11 protein-coding genes are annotated in these 16,648 nt (G+C 53.0%); 4 read left to right on the top strand and 7 right to left on the bottom strand.

Annotation, left to right across the window (positions count from 1 at the left end; translation table 11 throughout):
- The first annotated feature begins 1 nt into the window (after window position 1).
- The gene (locus HUU59_04405; protein ID NUO18670.1) at window positions 2-601 is read left to right on the top strand and encodes a YihA family ribosome biogenesis GTP-binding protein; all 600 of its coding nucleotides are present in this window, start codon (window positions 2-4) and stop codon (window positions 599-601) included.
- A gap of 67 nt (window positions 602-668) precedes the next feature.
- On the opposite strand, the gene HUU59_04400 is transcribed toward HUU59_04405, so the two are convergent.
- Genes HUU59_04400 through HUU59_04380 form a run of 5 tightly spaced genes read right to left on the bottom strand, consistent with a single transcriptional unit; the run spans window position 669 to window position 7,319 of the window.
- A complete protein-coding gene (locus HUU59_04400; GenBank protein NUO18669.1) occupies window positions 669-1,697 on the bottom strand; it encodes a hypothetical protein in 1,029 nt (342 codons plus the stop codon).
- Complete coding sequence (pdxT, locus tag HUU59_04395; protein ID NUO18668.1) at window positions 1,694-2,305, bottom strand: pyridoxal 5'-phosphate synthase glutaminase subunit PdxT; 612 nt, start codon at window positions 2,303-2,305, stop codon at window positions 1,694-1,696. The genes HUU59_04400 and pdxT overlap by 4 nt, the downstream gene beginning before the upstream one ends.
- An 11-nt stretch (window positions 2,306-2,316) precedes the next feature.
- Entirely contained in the window at window positions 2,317-3,201 is an 885-nt protein-coding gene (pdxS, locus tag HUU59_04390) for a pyridoxal 5'-phosphate synthase lyase subunit PdxS (GenBank protein NUO18667.1), read from the bottom strand.
- A gap of 26 nt (window positions 3,202-3,227) precedes the next feature.
- Window positions 3,228-5,189 carry a VCBS repeat-containing protein gene (locus HUU59_04385; protein ID NUO18666.1) on the bottom strand — a complete coding sequence of 654 codons (1,962 nt, stop codon included), beginning with the start codon at window positions 5,187-5,189 and terminating at the stop codon, window positions 3,228-3,230.
- A gap of 51 nt (window positions 5,190-5,240) precedes the next feature.
- Complete coding sequence (locus tag HUU59_04380) at window positions 5,241-7,319, bottom strand: T9SS type A sorting domain-containing protein (protein NUO18665.1); 2,079 nt, start codon at window positions 7,317-7,319, stop codon at window positions 5,241-5,243.
- A 206-nt stretch (window positions 7,320-7,525) separates the two neighbouring features.
- On the opposite strand from HUU59_04380, the gene HUU59_04375 reads away from it, so the two are divergent.
- The 3 genes from HUU59_04375 (at window position 7,526) to flgB (ending at window position 13,965) form a co-directional block, all read left to right on the top strand.
- The gene (locus HUU59_04375; protein NUO18664.1) at window positions 7,526-9,928 is read left to right on the top strand and encodes a PAS domain-containing protein; all 2,403 of its coding nucleotides are present in this window, start codon (window positions 7,526-7,528) and stop codon (window positions 9,926-9,928) included.
- A 316-nt stretch (window positions 9,929-10,244) separates the two neighbouring features.
- The gene (locus tag HUU59_04370) at window positions 10,245-13,385 is read left to right on the top strand and encodes a lamin tail domain-containing protein (GenBank protein ID NUO18663.1); all 3,141 of its coding nucleotides are present in this window, start codon (window positions 10,245-10,247) and stop codon (window positions 13,383-13,385) included.
- A 148-nt stretch (window positions 13,386-13,533) separates the two neighbouring features.
- Window positions 13,534-13,965 (top strand): flagellar basal body rod protein FlgB, encoded by a 432-nt coding sequence (gene flgB, locus HUU59_04365; GenBank protein NUO18662.1) that lies wholly within the window; start codon window positions 13,534-13,536, stop codon window positions 13,963-13,965.
- Between the two features lie 398 nt (window positions 13,966-14,363).
- Here the strand turns inward: flgB and HUU59_04360 are convergent, their stop codons facing one another.
- Window positions 14,364-14,786, bottom strand: a complete 423-nt coding sequence (locus HUU59_04360; GenBank protein ID NUO18661.1) for a hypothetical protein — start codon at window positions 14,784-14,786, stop codon at window positions 14,364-14,366.
- A 32-nt stretch (window positions 14,787-14,818) separates the two neighbouring features.
- The gene (locus HUU59_04355) at window positions 14,819-16,522 is read right to left on the bottom strand and encodes a T9SS type A sorting domain-containing protein (protein ID NUO18660.1); all 1,704 of its coding nucleotides are present in this window, start codon (window positions 16,520-16,522) and stop codon (window positions 14,819-14,821) included.
- Window positions 16,523-16,648: the final 126 nt, after the last annotated feature.

The following is a 16,648-nucleotide window of genomic DNA, read 5'->3' as shown; positions in this document are numbered from 1 at the left end:
CGTGGCCAAGGCTTTTTCCATCCCTGCCGCCGAGTTCTCGAAGTCCTGTACTGACTTAAGACAGGCGCCAAAACCTGCGCTGCCCGAAGTAGCGTTCATTGGCCGCAGCAATGTGGGCAAGTCCTCTTTGATTAACTCGCTGCTGAATCGTAAAGGACTCGCACTCGCAAGCGCCACACCCGGCAAGACACGCCTGCTTAACTACTTCAAGATCGGTGAGAGTATTTGCTACTTCGTGGATTTGCCCGGTTATGGCTTTGCCAAGGTCTCAAAATCACTGCAAGAGGAGTGGTCGGGCTTCCTCGAAGACTATCTCGCCGATTCTGCACGACTAAAACTCGCCGTATTGATAGTTGACTCCCGTCGTGGCCTTACCGACCTTGACATGCAGATGATTCAGGCGCTGCAAATCTACCGCCGCGCCTTTGTCGTCGCGGTGACGAAAATCGACAAGTTGAACAGGCAGGAACGTGAAAAGAGCCTCACCGGTATCCGCGGACCTGCACTCTCGCTCGGAGCTTCTCATGTCATTCTGTACTCCAGCGTGACTCATGAAGGACGCGATGCGCTTTGGGACGTAATTGCCGAAGCTGTGCAATAATTTCTTGTTTCAGAGAAACAAAAAGCCCCGGTTCTCGCCGGGGCTTTTATTTTGTCTATGGCACCGTTTAGCGCTCGTAAATCAGCACACCCAACTGTTCGTCCGAAGCTATTACCCTACCGTTGGCCGCCGTGACTGAAGATACTTCCGGCAAGCTGATTGTCTGCACATGCTTTGGATCCGTTGGCGTTGAAACATCAACAACGTAGAGGCCGTCGGCATCGTCAAGCAGAATCGCGTAATTGCCTTCAGTAACGACTCTCTGCAACCGGTCCGCACCGGGAATTGTCAGTGTCTTCACAACAGATGGTGAATCTAAGTTTGCAACATTTACAACAGTGAAATGTACGTTGTCTGCAACGAGCAAGAAGTCACCGTACCAAGCGACGTCTTGTGGGTCACCGGTAGTTGAGAACCGAGTATTGATTAGCCCGCTTGAAATATTGTGCAATCGAATTTCAAAATTGGCTTGTGCAACTGCAACCAAAGTGTCTCTTATGCCGAATCCGCGCAAACGATATGAAGCGTTCGGTATGCCAACATAGAAGTCCGTGCAGTAATCAGGTCGCCAGCGAGCCGAATCAGCGTTGTAACAATACGAGTCAAACGCTAATCCATCTGAATTGTCGGTGCGCCAAACATTCAGTATTCCTTCAAACGACCGCAATTCCATCTCTTCTGGAGACGTAAACGCAAGTCCGCCAATTCGTTGCCCTGTTTCTATAACATGAACTGGGTACTTATCCCCGGCTTCACTTAAGGGTCCTGAAGACGTAACTACCAATCCATTGATTGCATCAACTTCGACTTCTGATGAAAAAAGCCTGCCTGGTGGCTCATAATGAAACATTTCTACTGGTACTGACACATTGGTTATGTCGTACACAAACGTCCCCGCCGAGCTTGCCGCCACGGCAAGCAAATTCTCTTCCGCGTCAACACTTAACGCTACGCCCGGCGTGACAATGTTCTTTTTCAAAGTATATACGATTGCGGGCAGCTCCGGCTCATTGCGCTCGTCACAGCCGATCAACAAACCCATGCCAACAATAATTATCGCGCTTAAAATGGCGCGAACATTCTTGCGATAAATCAATTTCGGTCTCCCGTGCTTGCGGTGCGATTCTTGTGAGGTTCTATAATCCATGACAATAACAACCTGTGAAACCGGTCGTCATCCGTCAGTTCAGGATGAAATGTTGTTAATAAAATGTTGCCTTGCGACACTGCGACAGGCTCGTCTCGATACCATGCTAATACCCGGACTTCATTGCCCACCGACGTAATTCTCGGTGCGCGTATAAACATTCCGACACAAGGCTTTTTCTCGGTCAATTCGGGTACCAATCTCAATTCACCTTCAAACGAGTGCACCTGCCTGCCCCAACCGTTGCGATTTACATGAACGTCTGCAATTCCAAGCGTCTTCACCCGGGGATCGACGTCCGTATGCGAAAGCATGATCATTCCCGCGCAGGTGCCCCACACCGGATGTGCCGAACAGAAGCTCAGCAATGCTGTACGCAATTCGTCGCTCATGACACGAGTCATCGTCGTGCTCTCCCCTCCCGGCCAAACCAGAGCCTCCAACCCCGTCAAGTCCGCCGCGTTGCGCACCTGCCTGACCTCACAACCCAGCTCACGCAACCGCTTCTCATGCATCGGGAAATCCCCCTGCAGTGCCAGCACTCCCACCCGCGCCATCACTAAACCCTCTACCATCCGCGAGTCGATAGCAATTCCGATTCCGGCATCGAACGCACGTCCATACCGCTCATTGCGCCCCGCAACCCCGTCGAGACTCTGACCAGTACTTGCGGATCCATATAGTGCGTCGTCGCAATGACAATCGCCTCAGCGCGCGCCGCCGGATCGTCGCTCTTGAAGATTCCTGATCCCACAAACACCGCTTCCGCACCGAGTTGCATCATCAGTGATGCGTCTGCCGGAGTGGCAATTCCGCCTGCCGCAAAATTCGGTACCGGCAACTTGCCAAGCTCTCTCACCTGCTTCAATAGCTCAAACGGCGCGCCGATCTCCTTGCCGAAATTGACAAGCTCCTCATTGCCCATCAGCTTCACTTTGCGAATATCGCTCATCACCGAGCGCATATGCCGCACCGCTTCCACGATATTGCCCGTGCCCGCCTCACCTTTTGTCCGAATCATTGCCGCACCTTCCGCAATTCGTCTCAGGGCCTCACCCAAATTCCGGCAGCCGCACACAAACGGAGCCTTGAACTTGTGCTTGTCCACGTGAAACTGCTCGTCAGCAGGTGTCAATACTTCGCTCTCATCGATAAAATCTATCTCCAGCGCTTCCAAAACCTGTGCTTCAGCGAAATGGCCTATTCGGCACTTCGCCATCACCGGAATCGACACCGCATCCTGGATCTCACGTATTACTGCCACGTCTGACATCCGCGCAACTCCGCCGTCTCGGCGAATGTCTGCCGGAACGCGCTCCAGTGCCATCACCGCGCATGCTCCCGCCTTCTCGGCTATCCGCGCCTGCTCGGCATTTGTGACATCCATGATGACGCCGCCCTTGAGCATCTCGGCTAGCCCAACCTTTGTTGCAAATGTCCCCGTTGCACTCATATCTAACTGCCTCGCTTCAAATATGTTTACTTGATCAATATCAACGAAGTCTCATAGCGTATGCCGCCGTCCGATTGCAGCACGGCAACATATTTCCCGCTCGCCGCGCCGTTCGCGTGCCACTCCACCGCAAACCTGCCCGGCTCAAATCTTCCCTCATACAATCGCGCCGCTTCCCGCCCCAGCATGTCATAGATTCGCAGCGAGTAGCTCCCTGCATTTGCGATCTCAATTGGCAGAGTCACGCTCGGATTGAAAGGATTCGGATAGGCCGCCGCTAACCGAGTCTCATTGGGAAGTAAATTGCCCGTCGCGTCGGGTGCGTCAAGCACGACTATGGATAGTGCCATTTCCACCAGCGTGTCAGGACAGGAATTGGTGTGCAGCCGAAGTGTGCCGAGTATTTCGTAGTCGCGGTCGTTGCTTGTGTCCGGAGTAAATGTCACTTCGAACACGCCATCTCCGCCGGCGGCAATTTCGAGCTGCGACGGTGCCACCGTCACCCAGGAGATGTTAGGACGAGCGTCGGTTACTTCCGCCGAAACCGTCAGCGGCGCGTCGCCTGAGTTGCCGATCAGCAATTCATACGTCGACGGCTGTTCGTTCTGCACGAACAAATTCAGCGATGTCACCGGAAGCTCTATCACCGGACGGCGCATGGTTGCGTCAGTCGTCGTTGTGTCATCCGCGAACGTTGGTACCGATTGCACAACTGTCGTTGCCCAACATGAATGCTCGAACAATAGCGTGAAAACGCCCTCTATCATGCCCAGTTCAAAGCGGCCGTTCTCGTCAGTCAAGTCAGAGACACCTGTTTCCTCCGCGGTCACACGAACTCCTGCAACAGGCTCGCCGCTGCGCTCCGCGGTAACATGACCGATGATTCGCGTCGGAGTACCCATGCGGTTCTCAAACATGATAATCTGCTCGAGTTCCGCGTTCGCAGCCAGTAAGTCAATATCACCATCCCGGTCGTAATCCACCGGCTCAAGTCCGTAAAATCCCGACTCGGAATTTAACACTTGTGCGACAAATGTCCCGGTCGATGTCTGACGCCACCACGTTACACCGCCGCCCGCGCCTTGAATCCCCTGTCCAGTCGCCGCAACGTCTGCCAAACCGTCTGAGTCAAAGTCTTCAATGACGACGTCACGAGGATTGTTCATACCGCTCGGCAATTGTGTCCGTGTCCATCCGGTCGCCGTCTTTTCCCATCGCCGAAGTATATCGCTCGAAAAATCGCATCCCACAACGTCCACATTCCCATCGTTGTCAAGGTCGCCCGCGGCGATTGCCGCAAGATAGACATCCTCTATCTCTTCAGTCAGTGTGTATGTCCCGATTTGCGTTCGCCTCATCGAGTACAATCCACCGTCATTCGACCCCACCGCGACAAGAATCTCCTTTACACCGTCATTCTCAAGATCTGAAAGCGCCACCCCAAGCGGATCAAACGATCCCGGGAACGCGTTCTGCCAGATATCTTCCAGATTCCCTGCAATTTGCCTGAAAAGTCGTACACGCTCTGTTCCAACTTCCGTGGCAATCAAATCCGTTACGCCGTCATCGGAAAAATCACCCGCCAGCACAGCAAATGGCCCTCCCGACTCTTCGACCAGCACTGACAACTGAAACCGGCTCGCCGGAGGATTCTGAGGACTGTTTCGCAGCAGTATCAACCGGTCTTCTCCATGCGAAGCAAAGGCAACGTCAAGGTCTCCGTCACTGTCAAAATCACCCGATGTAATCTGTCTTCCCGATCCTCCCGCGATATACGCCTCATACCGAACAAGGCTGTCAGGTCTCCGGTCAAAGTAGAAAACATTACCCGGACTCAATGTCGAAACTGTAAGGTCAATATCCCCGTCGTAATCGTAATCGTGCGCGGAAACGTCTATCGCTTGACCCATATCTCGTGCCAGCACGCGCGCCGAGAAATTCTGCCCATGCGCGGTTACCCCCGCGAAGAGTATCAGTAGCAAAAACATAAGTTGCGGAACCAAGACACCAGCCTCCTCTTTCGGGGACAATCACCTACATCACTTTATCATCAACAATTTCTGCATCGCCACGTTCCCACCCTGAACTAACCTCGCAAAGTATACTCCCGAAGCTGCGCCGCTGCCGTCCCATTGCACGACATGCTCACCCGGCTCGTAGTAGCCGCTGACCAGCGTTGCCGTTTCCCTTCCGGTTACATCGTAAACTCGCAGCTCTGAATCCCCGCCGCGCGCCAGCGCGAACCTCAAGTTCACCGTTGCGTTGAACGGATTGGGATACGCGGGCAAAAGCGCAAACTCAGTCGCAGTCAAATCATGCCCGTCCACCGATGTGTTCCAATTCACGAACGTCCACGTCTGCGTTGAATTGCGAGTCATTTGAGGATAGTCGCTGTCCGCCACAACCCACCACTGAACCGTATCGCTTTGATGAATAAACGGATGATCCGTGAAGTTCACCGTTGCCGTGGTGTCATACAGCGTGTCTATCAGGGATACGGAGTCACCCACTTGGAAAAACAGGCAATATAGCACCTGCTCGTCCGCGCTGTCCGGATCAATGGCCTGCTCCCACATGAACGTCGCCGCAGGAGTCGGAATTGGTTCACCATTCGGTGGTGCAAGCAAGTCAAACGCCCGGGTCGAGTCCGGTCTGATCTTCCGCACATGGCGATGCCTGTCTGTACAAACCGTCAAATTCCCGTGCTGATCCTGCGCCACCACTCGCCAATAGCGATCAAAGATGTCGTCAGGCCGCGTTATCAAAGTCGTCGGTTGCTGCAGCGGCCCGATTGCCTGTGGATTGTCAAACAACGTATCCGTGTCCAGCAAGAGCGCGTAAGCGATCTGGTCGCCCGGATCAGGGTCGGTCGTTGTCTCCCAGCGAAACCGGATCGTATCCACCGTGAAGAAGCTGTTATCCTCCGGCGTCAACAATGAAAATGGATTTGGATAATGCTGCAGCGGCGCAGACGGATCAACACTGGTTACAACATAATACCCGTGAGGCAAACCCGTATTGCGAATACCCGCCGCGTGATAGCGGTACAAACTGTCTACTTCAACATCCCTGAACTCTGACGCATTCGCCGTGTCGTATTGAGTAATAGTCCAAAGACTGTCAAAATCCTGACCGTACTTCATCAGAAAGGCATTGCGTGTCCCCAATAGCTCTTCCGACCAATATCCCCCGATGACAAATCCGCTATCCCTGTCCGCGACAGGACGAACACAAAGCCCGGCATCGTTCTCACTGCCGCCGAGAACGTCAGACCACAGACTATCCCCGTTATCATTAGTCGCCAGCACAAAAATGTCTGTCTTCGTGCTGTCTCCAAAAGACCTTGTCAAACCAATTAGCAGCGTCAGTGAGCTGTTCAGACGCGCGGCGTCAAATAACTCCTCCACATGACTTCCGCCGAATCGGCGCGATATATGTACCGCTCCGGCTGAATCCGCCACTCCAAACCAGAAATCTCTGTTGCGCCCTGCGACGCTGTCCGCAGTCCCGTAAAGCACAATGTCGCCGTCTTCATGGCGAATCACCCGCCGGATCGAAGCCGACTCGTGATAGGTTCTTGACCATTCCACTGCACCAGAATTGTCAATGAGAACAAGGCTGCCATCCGTGGCACTCGAATCCCCCGGAGTCACCGAGCCCGCAACCATCACGTAACTGCTGTCATAATAAGCTGCCGAGCTGCCCCTGTCTGCTCGCGTATTTCCGCCAAAGTCCCATTGATCCTCAAGCGTTCCGCTCGAGTTGAACTGCACGATCTTGTAATCCGGCGTGCTGTTCTCCGTCGTGTAACCGACCAGCTTGCCGCTCGAGCCGCGCCATATGCAGTCATAAATGAAATTTGTTGTCCCCCACTGACGTGACCAAATAGGATCGCCCGCTGTGTCAACCTTTACCACATAGGCTTGAAAAAGCTGCTGCAATCCGATACCCGAAAGATACACCCCATTCGCTGAAGTGTCCTGTTCGATTAATGTGATGTGGTAAAACTCCCCGCGGTCTGTGTACGTCTCGTTGATTAGCACGGTCGGCGGATCCGCGTGAGCCAACAAGGCACACAAACTCAGCAGACCCAACAGACTCGTGAACTTTCCTCCCATGTCCCTCTCCCTTGCGTTTCATCCTAACAGTCTATGCATATTGCACCACCTCCGCCTCCCCGACGGACGTTGCTCATCTCCCACCTTCTGTAAACACAAAAGTTACCGATTTTGCCCGTGAGTGTCAAGGCAACTCACCGAGGCACCAATTTTGCGCTCTCCTGCCAATTATCATACCCTCACAGCTTTGCAACAGGTTTCATTGCATGCGCGCATTCGTCAAAATCATCGGAATTGCAGTAGGTTTGACCGGCCTCCTCGGCGGGGCACTCATGTCCATGGGGCATCTAAAAACCGCTGAAGGTGACTTCAGAGAGCTGGAATTGGCCCGGCTTAAGAATCTCGCCGCCTCATGGGAGACACAGCTCCTGTCTGTCCGCTCCGCCTTTCGCGATCTTGTGCTTAGACATAGCGTTACGAGCGCCGTCGACCACCCGGCCGAATGGGCAGGATGGCGAGTTGAGAACAAGTTTGTCCAAATGATGGCTGAATGGCCGACAGGTGTCGCCAAGCCCCGCGCGTGGGTGTTGCTCCGCAGCAACGGCGAAACCCATGCTGTGTCTGGAGATAGCACCGGGCTGTCCCTCGCGCTGGAGAAATTTGCCCAGAATGACGCCCCGGACATCATGCTCGTTGACCGCCATGGTCCAGCACGGAGTCTCGCCTTGCAATACGCCCCTCCGGCAGACTTGCAGAATCCGACTCCCGGACGGCTCGTTGCCCTTGTGAATCCCAATGAATTGTTCAAAATTCCCAACGACCCCCCGGCTGACTGGGTTCTGATGAACGGACCCACGGAAGCATTTCTCGCATCTAACCGGCAGCCCAAACCGCCTATTGGTGCGGGTACCTGGAGTATTCTCCTCTCGCAGTCCGCCGGAATGGTGAACATGGACGCCGGCACCCCCCTCGCATTCTGCAGAATCCATGTCCCCGGAATGCAGCCGTTGCTGCTGGTATCGGAAATCAATTCACCTTCAAATGCAGGCAGCACCATCGGTGCACTTGTCCTCCTGACTTCGGGAACCGCATTTCTTGTGTTCGCACTTCGCCCCAGACGAAAGGCCGAACCTGCCAAGTCCAGCGCGCCTCTTGATTCGTCCGATCCCGATGAATTGAAAGCCACCCGCGAAACCGTCACGTTCCGTCAAATTTTTCAAGCTGTCCGGACGCCCATGTGTGTGGCTGACGAAACCGGACGTATCATCCGCGTAAATGCGGCCGCTCGCGAGCTCCTGCATCTTTCAAAAAACGGACAACCAAACGACAATATCACTCTGATTGGCACTGACTTTCGCGGCACCATGAAAGAGTTTCTCGTGCGCGCGGCAGAGTCCGAGGCGGACTCCGTCTCCGGATGCTGGCTGATTTGTGAGAATGATAAGCATTACTTCGATGGTGAAATCGTCGGCACCCGACTCTCCGCTTCCGCCGCAGGAAAAGGTCCGATTGTTCTTGAATTCATCGAAAATCGCAATGTTGCCGCTGCGGACAGAACCAAATTCTCACAAATTGTAACCAGCGTGGATGCCTTCAATCCGCAGCCCGTTATGCTTCTTGACGATCAAGGTCGCGTAATCGAATGCAATCAGGCCGCGCTCGAAATCAATTCCAAACTGGCTAATTCGCCATGGCTGCACGAAGTTCTTCCAACTCTCGAACTCTCCAATGTCGCCGCGATTGTGGACCCCGTTCGCACCGAGCGCTTTGAAAGTCTCTTCGGCGCTCGCATGTATGAATTCTACCCGGTCCCCTCGGCGAGCGGAATGCTGCTCTACGGCGTCAAGAAGTCCGATGCGCAAAGTCTGCAAATCGCTCTTCATCAGGCACAGGAGAATTTCAACTCACTTTGCGGCCTGTGCAGTGAAGCCGTCTTGCTCGTTGACCCGCGAACTCATCAAATTCAAGAAGCCAATCTCGCCGCGTCCGATCTCTTCGGTGCCGTGCACCCCGGACTCATCGGCAAGCAAATGGATGAATTCGCGGACTGGCCGTGGAATGAAGATAACCTGCGTGCCGCTGTACAAGTCACCCGCGCAGATGGACAATGCATTTCCTGCTCCTTCGAACAGGACCTGATCAAAGTCGAAGGTGAACCTACTCTCCTCGTTGTCGTTGCACAGCTCCCTGAAGCTCCGCTTGCAACAGCACACGGACTTGCCGACTTTGCACAATCCGTCGCGGAACAGATTAACGGTTCGCTTCAGCAGGAACCCGAAACACAGCACCCGCCGCAAATTCCCGTCGGGCCGGGTATGCTCGTGGTCACCAACCCGACCGTGCGCGATGTCGCACGCAAGATGCTCGAACGCCTCGGTCACTCCTGTGAAGTCTTCACGAATCTCGACGACGCCACCGTTTACTTGGTGCGCTCCGATATGCGTCCGGAATTCGTTATGATCGACATGGGTGATTTTGATCAACCCAGCGAATGGATCGAAATGCTGCGCGCGCGCTGCGGCAGCGTCCCCTGTGTCGGACTGGCCGATTCAAATGCCGATGACCTTCCCGACGGACCGAATGCTCTCCTTTCCAAACCCTTTGAACTCGAAGACATCGCAAACAGCCTGCACAGCCTTGAACTCGAAATTGCTGTCAACGAGAACTGAACATTCCCGATTGTAAAATTCTAAGCCCTGCCTCTGGCAGGGCTCGTCGTTTTTATTCATTGCCTCTCGCAGATATTGCGCACGTTATTCTTGACCGTGCATCTTCAGCACCTCGCCGCTTTCCCGATCGCAATTCTCAAAAACTTAAACACTAACTTAACATATCAACATGAGCTTCTCTGACCCTCTTTGTGAATTCATTAACTTGATTTCCCCCGCTTTTCTCCGTATCTTTAGTGCTGTTGCATACTTGGACGTGATACGCGATTTACTCTTGAACTGTGTTTTTTCAGTATTTATTTGAAAGGTGAAGACGATGCGAATTTGGCGTGGACTTTTCCTGCTCTCAGCACTCTGTTGGGTGGCACTGCCCGCACTGGCTCAATCCTTTGGTGATGTCGTATTCACCGAAGTCATGTACGATGACACTGCTGGCACCGATGCAGAATGGGTTGAAATTCACAACACTACCGCAAGCACCATTGACATCTCCGGATGGGTCGTCGGTGATGCAAGTGTTTATCCCGGGCCCGGCAGCGAAGGTGTCATCACCATTCCTGCAGCTACCACCATCGCACCCGACGCCTATCTTGTCCTAAGTCGTGTCGCCCTGCCCGAAATTACCGGCGAAATCGTCTGCACCGGCGCAGGGTCATGGACTCTCGGAAACACGGGCGATAACCTCTGGCTCTATACCGCCGCTACTGGTGGCACGCTCATTGACGGCTCACTCTCTGCGCAATATCCCGACGAAACAACGACCGCCGGCAACTCCATCGAGAAGTGTGACGAAAATTCCACCTGGACAAGCGACACAACCGCGTGGATTCAATCCACGACCGTCTTCGCTGCAACAGGTCGCTATCGCAATTGCACTCCCGGTGCTCCCAATTCCGATTGCGGTGGAGGGGACATCACTCCGCCCAGCCTCACCAGCGTCACCGTCATCTCAAATACTCAATTGGATGTTTTATTCAGCGAAAGCGTTAACCAGACCGTCGCTGAAACTGAAGCCAATTATTCTGTAGACAATGGCGTCGGAGCCCCGCTGTCCGCTCTTCGTGACGGTACCAATCCCGCTCTCGTGCATCTGACCTTTTCGGCCATGTCACCCAACAGCTATGTGTTAACTGTTCTTACTGTTGAAGACCTCAACAATAACGCGGCCAACAATCTGACCGGCAACTTCGTTATCACCGGCGCAGCATCCAACGCCATCGTCATCACCGAAGTCATGTATGACGACACTGCCGGCGCGGATATCGAATGGGTGGAAATCTACAATACCACCGCAAGCCCCATAAACATCAGCGGCTATGTTCTGCTGGACGGACCAGCCTACCCTCCGACGACAGAAGGGGCATGGATAGTTCCCTCCGCAACAACCATTAATGCCGGTCAATATCTCGTCCTATGTGACACTGCCATTGCCGAATTCACCAATGAAGTCGTCTGCTTTGATTCCCTGGGCGCGTTCGGTTTGAATAACAGCGGCGACAATCTTTCGCTCTTTACCTCGTTCTCAGGCGGTACTCTGGTCCACGGCTCGTTGACCGTCGCCTATCCCGACTTGGCGGGAGGAAATGCGGGCAACTCCATCGAAGTCTGCCTCGCTGATGTCGGCCTTCAATGGGAAAACGTCAATTGGTACGAATCTGCAAACGTCTTCGCTGCCGCTGGTCGTTACCGTCATTGCACTCCCGGCGCTGCGCCGTCACCCTGCGTTCCCGATGTCACTGCGCCTGTCTTGCTCTCCGCAAACGTCGTGACCAACAGTCAGATTGACGCCGTCTTTGACGAAAACCTTGCTGAAGTCTCCGCCGAGACTGTTGCAAACTACTCCGTTGACAATGGTATCGGCACTCCGACTACGGCCGTCCTTCAAGGCGACGGCAACACAGTTCGCCTCACCTTCGCGGCGTCACTCCCCGCTAACACGTACACATTGACGGTTAATAACGTCACCGATGTGGCCGGCAACCCCGTGGCGGCAAACAGCACTGCGCAATTTACCATCGTTCCCTCGGCCTACGACATCATCTTCACCGAGTTCATGCCCAACCCCAACTTCGGCGGCAATGCCGACAGTTTGGGTGAATGGTTTGAAATCTACAATCGCGGAGCAAATGCCGTTAACATGAGCGGCTGGATTATTTCCGATGCCAATGGCTCCGATACTCTCGAAGGCAACCCCACGATTCCCGCGGGCGGATACTTCGTCTTCTGTTCGAACGGTGACAGTGCCACAAACGGCGGTGTGCCTGAAAACTACGCCTATCGCTTCGGCACAACCGGCTGGGGACTCGCTCTCAATAATTCCGGCGAGCTGATGACTTTGCGGGATGCTGCAAATGTGACCGTGACCGCGCTTTCCTACAGTGGCCTGCCTTTCGCCGCAGGTGCGAGCGCTCAGCTCTCCGCCACCAACCTCGACCCCTCCAACCCCGTTAACTGGTGCATCGCCTCCACGGCATGGAGTGGTGCCAATAACGGCGACCTGGGAACTCCCGGCGCGGCGAACATCTGCGGCGCTCCGGCGATTCCCGATACGCTCACGATTTGCCAGATTCGTGCACAGGATTCGTGTGGCGTTCCTGATTGGAATGACTCCCTGCTCGTCACCTACGGAATTGTCACCCACAACGATTCCTGCCGCCGCAATATGTACGTCGAGTCCAATGGCTGCGCAATCCTTGTCTTCGGTACCGCCGCACAAACCAATATGATCGGTGCCACTCGCTTGGCCCTTCCCGGTGACTCCGTGCGTCTCGAAGGCGCGCTCGATTTCTTCTCCGGCGTGTCTGAATTCTCGCAATTCGCTTTGCAGGCCGTCACCGTGACCTTCATCTCATCCGGGAATCCTGTTCCCGCGCCGACCGTTATCGCGGCTAACACGATTTCACAAAATGCTGCCTCCTGCGCTCCGGAAGCCAATGAATCCCGTCACGTCACCGTCAACAATGTCACCTTCGACACTGCAGGTGTGGACACGTTCGCCGCAAATACCAACTATCTCCTCATTAGCGGCAGCGATACGATTCAATTCCGTGTAAACACTTGCGACACACTCGTCGGTCAGCCGATTCCGCAAGGAGCTCTGAATGTCACCGGTGTGCTTGCACAATTCGATACCTCCGGCGCGTGCTGGTGTCAGGACTATCAACTGTTGACCGGTCGCGTTGCCTCCTTCGTGACAGCCGAGTGCGGTGTACCCCTTGAAGTTACCGCCTATCGTTTGGCGGGCACGAACTTCGTACAGCTTCGTTGGGACCCTGCCGCGGAGAACAATTGCGGCTGCTACAATGTCTGGTATGCGACGACGTCTTCACCGGTCTTCCCCGATGACTATACTCTCTTGACACCGACTCCCATTTCGACGCTTGTCTTTGATGACGACACCATCGGCGGTGTGGACTCCAAACGCTTCTATGTCGTGACCGGCGTTACCTGCCCGTAACGGCTGAATCTGCCCCATAAGAAACGGCCTGCCCCGCAGAAGGGTAGGCCGTTTCTGTTTGCATTCTCAAGACTTAGCGAGCATGCTATAACATGGTCAAGCCCCGGCACAAGGATTGCTTATTGTGTGCTCGAAGGAGAATACCCCTATGGCAGACAATCTCATCCAAAACTTTCTGATTAATCAGAATACTCCCGCCACCACGCTGCGGGCCATGCTGGATGCGCAGGCGATGCGCCAGCGCGCGCATGCGCAGAATATTGCCAATGCGGAGACTCCCGGCTATCAGAGAGTGCGCGTTGAATTTGAGGAGCTGTTGCGCGACCGGCTGGACGGCGAGAACCAGTCTCTCGCACGCGGTGATGAACGCCATATCCCGCCTGCCAACGACCTGGAAGGATTGCAGGCAAAGGTCATGCGTGAGCCAATCCCGGACGATGCCACGGGAGTGAATGGCGTCAACATTGAAGAGGAAATGGCAGAAATGGCCGAAACACAAATTCGCTATCTTGCCGCGCTTGAACTCCTGCGCCGGCGTTACAACGGCATGAAGGAAGCCATTACCGGACAAGTTCGCTAACCCTTAAATTACAAAATGAATTCGAAAGCGGCGAGCGTTAAGCTCGCCGCTTTTTTCTCTGTCATCCTCTGTAAGGACCTACTCAATCTCCACGAAAATCCCAAGCGCATTCACGATGTAGCACACCTTGTCATCCTGGAAGGATCTCTCTAAACAGAGTCGAGATACAAAGCGCAACACAAACCATTACTAGGTCGAGCCTCCAGGCTCGACTCCGAGAGTGAAGAACCTTGCCATACGCACCACGCAAATCTCAAAATCATACTTCCGACGGCCTCCGGCCGTCTTCGCTCTGGTCTCCCCCCCAAATCTGCCGCAGTTTTGGGGGGATTAAGGGGGGCGACAAGGGGGCCCCGCCTTTCTAATTTCCTAACCAAAAACCACGAAGGAAACGTAACTTACGAACCAAATCCCTCCATTAACTGAACTCTAAAAGTGTCCCATTTCTTCTGACGACCAACATGAAGGCCAATATTTTTGTGAAAATTTCCTCCAACATAGTTGACCGTTCCATTGGGGAGAACTCTAATCCACATTTTTGATTTGAAAAGTTGAATCCCATTGAAGTCTTGAGTGAATGTGACAAGCCCGCCCAGCAGCGAGTCAACACGCTCAGCTTTCACTTTCATGCTTCCGGTCAATTCTGGGTAGGCATCATACAGTGCTGATAGATATGATGCCGCCCTTGTTGCTGAATCGGTTGATGCAAGATTTACCGAATAATATGCAAGTGTTTTCGTTCCACTTTCCATTTCTGCAAAGGCAGTAAGAGTAAAAGCGATAACTACAAACAAAGCTAGTTCCTTGAATCTTCGTAACATTGTTGCTTCCCTTTTATTGATTGTCCGGGACTCTACCTTATGATTAAGAAAGCTGTAGATGCGCTTGCTCCTACGGTGACTTGCGTTTGAAGAAAATACTTGCCTGTTGATAGATGACTAACATCAATAAGAGATGAACCTATGGTGAAGTTGTCTTCTTGCAGCACCAGTCTGCCTGTAACGTCATAGACACGAATGGTCAGATTCCCGTGCGTATATCCATTGAGCCTGAGGTTCATCGATCCATTTGACGGGTTAGGATAACATTGAATATCACGAAGCGTTTCACTATTGTGATTCCTGGAATCTGCAAAGCTGAGAACTTGATCTGTGAAGAGCACGTGGGCATCTGAAGTAAGTTCAGGGATTCTCAATACGTTCCCCCCAAGATATAGGCTACCAGAACTTGAGAGGCAGCTTGCGGTTTCACCATATGGCTGGTGTACGTCATAAGTTGCAATCCAGTTCAAGCTACCATCATAGTTGCGGCTGGCAATATATGGATACGCGGAGTCTGCAGCGAGATCATAGCAGCTTCCTGTGATCATGTACTCCAATTCGTTCCCCATGAAACAGTCTGTTAAAGAGTGGTCATACTCGAACAATGATATCTGCCTAGAGAAGTTCACATTACCGTCAGCGTCGAGTGATACTTCAATCAAGTGGTCATTGTCATCCATATTTTGTACTGTGCCGAAGATCATAATGTTGTTTTGATCAAGTTCCACAACAGAATAAGCTCTTTCGTCAGCATCAGGCGTTTCAAACCACTTGGTCCACACAGTATCGCCTATTTCGTTAGTTCTAATTATGTAAATATCGTCTTGCCGTCTGTTCGGAAATGTAGGCAAGTCACTCCTATAACCCGCAAGCAAATAGCCCCCAGAGGTGAGGGGTTCGAGCACAAGAGCAGCATCAATTGCTCCATTTTCATAGCGTGAGTAGTTCTTTGCCCACAGAGTATCGCCCAAAGAGGTGAGTTTGGCGGCAAAGAAGGATCTTCCAAATCCATCAGTCCTGTTTCCACAAACCAGAATATCGTTCAAGAAGCCAACATCGTTGAGTTCAGATGTCTCAGTTGTTTCATCTATCCAGGACCAAAGCGAGTCTCCGTTGTTTTCGATTGATACAACATATGATCGGCGACCACCGGATCCATATGAATCTGAGTATCCCACTGCAACAATTGCCCCGCTATTTCCCATATCACATGCTCGAAATTCTTCGTTTTCCCCACCACCAAATCTACGAGTCCAATTAATATCACCTTGGGTGCTAATTCTGCATATAAGTCCATCAATAGTCCCAAACGAAGAATCGCGAATGCTCCCAACAAGTAGGGCACCAGCTGAGGCGTCTCCAACTATACCGAAGAGTTGTTCATCTGAAGCCGCCGCTCCTATTTGTCGAGTCCAAATCGTATCGGGCTGTGCAAGTGTCTGGCCCGCCCCCCCTAACAACAATAAAAGCGCGAACCCTACCCGCTTCAAGAAATTGAATACAGATAGAATTCGCGTCATACTCAAGGCCTCCGAGGTTCGTTGTCCGGCTAGTTTCCCAAGACCTGTTGTCAAGATAGCGTTTGCCACGGGGATTGTCAAGAGAACAACTCTTCTTTCCCCGTCAGCAGCCCCGCCCCCGCACGTCGTCCCCCTTTCTAATTTCTCATTTCTAATTTCCAATTTCCCGCCTCCCCCCATGCCTCTCGAACTTTCCCTCCCGGCTCGTAAGTCCAATGCCAATTTCCCCTAATCCAATACTGAACAAATGTTTATAGAAAATTGTATTTTTTACCACAAACACTTGACAAACGTTCAATACATATGTATATTATGCACAGCTAACCGACCAAAGCCCGACTG

This window comes from bacterium, assembly GCA_013360195.1.
In the GTDB taxonomy this organism is placed as follows: Bacteria; Electryoneota; RPQS01; order RPQS01; family RPQS01; genus JABWCQ01.
This window is presented reverse-complemented; position numbering and strand designations above follow the sequence as displayed.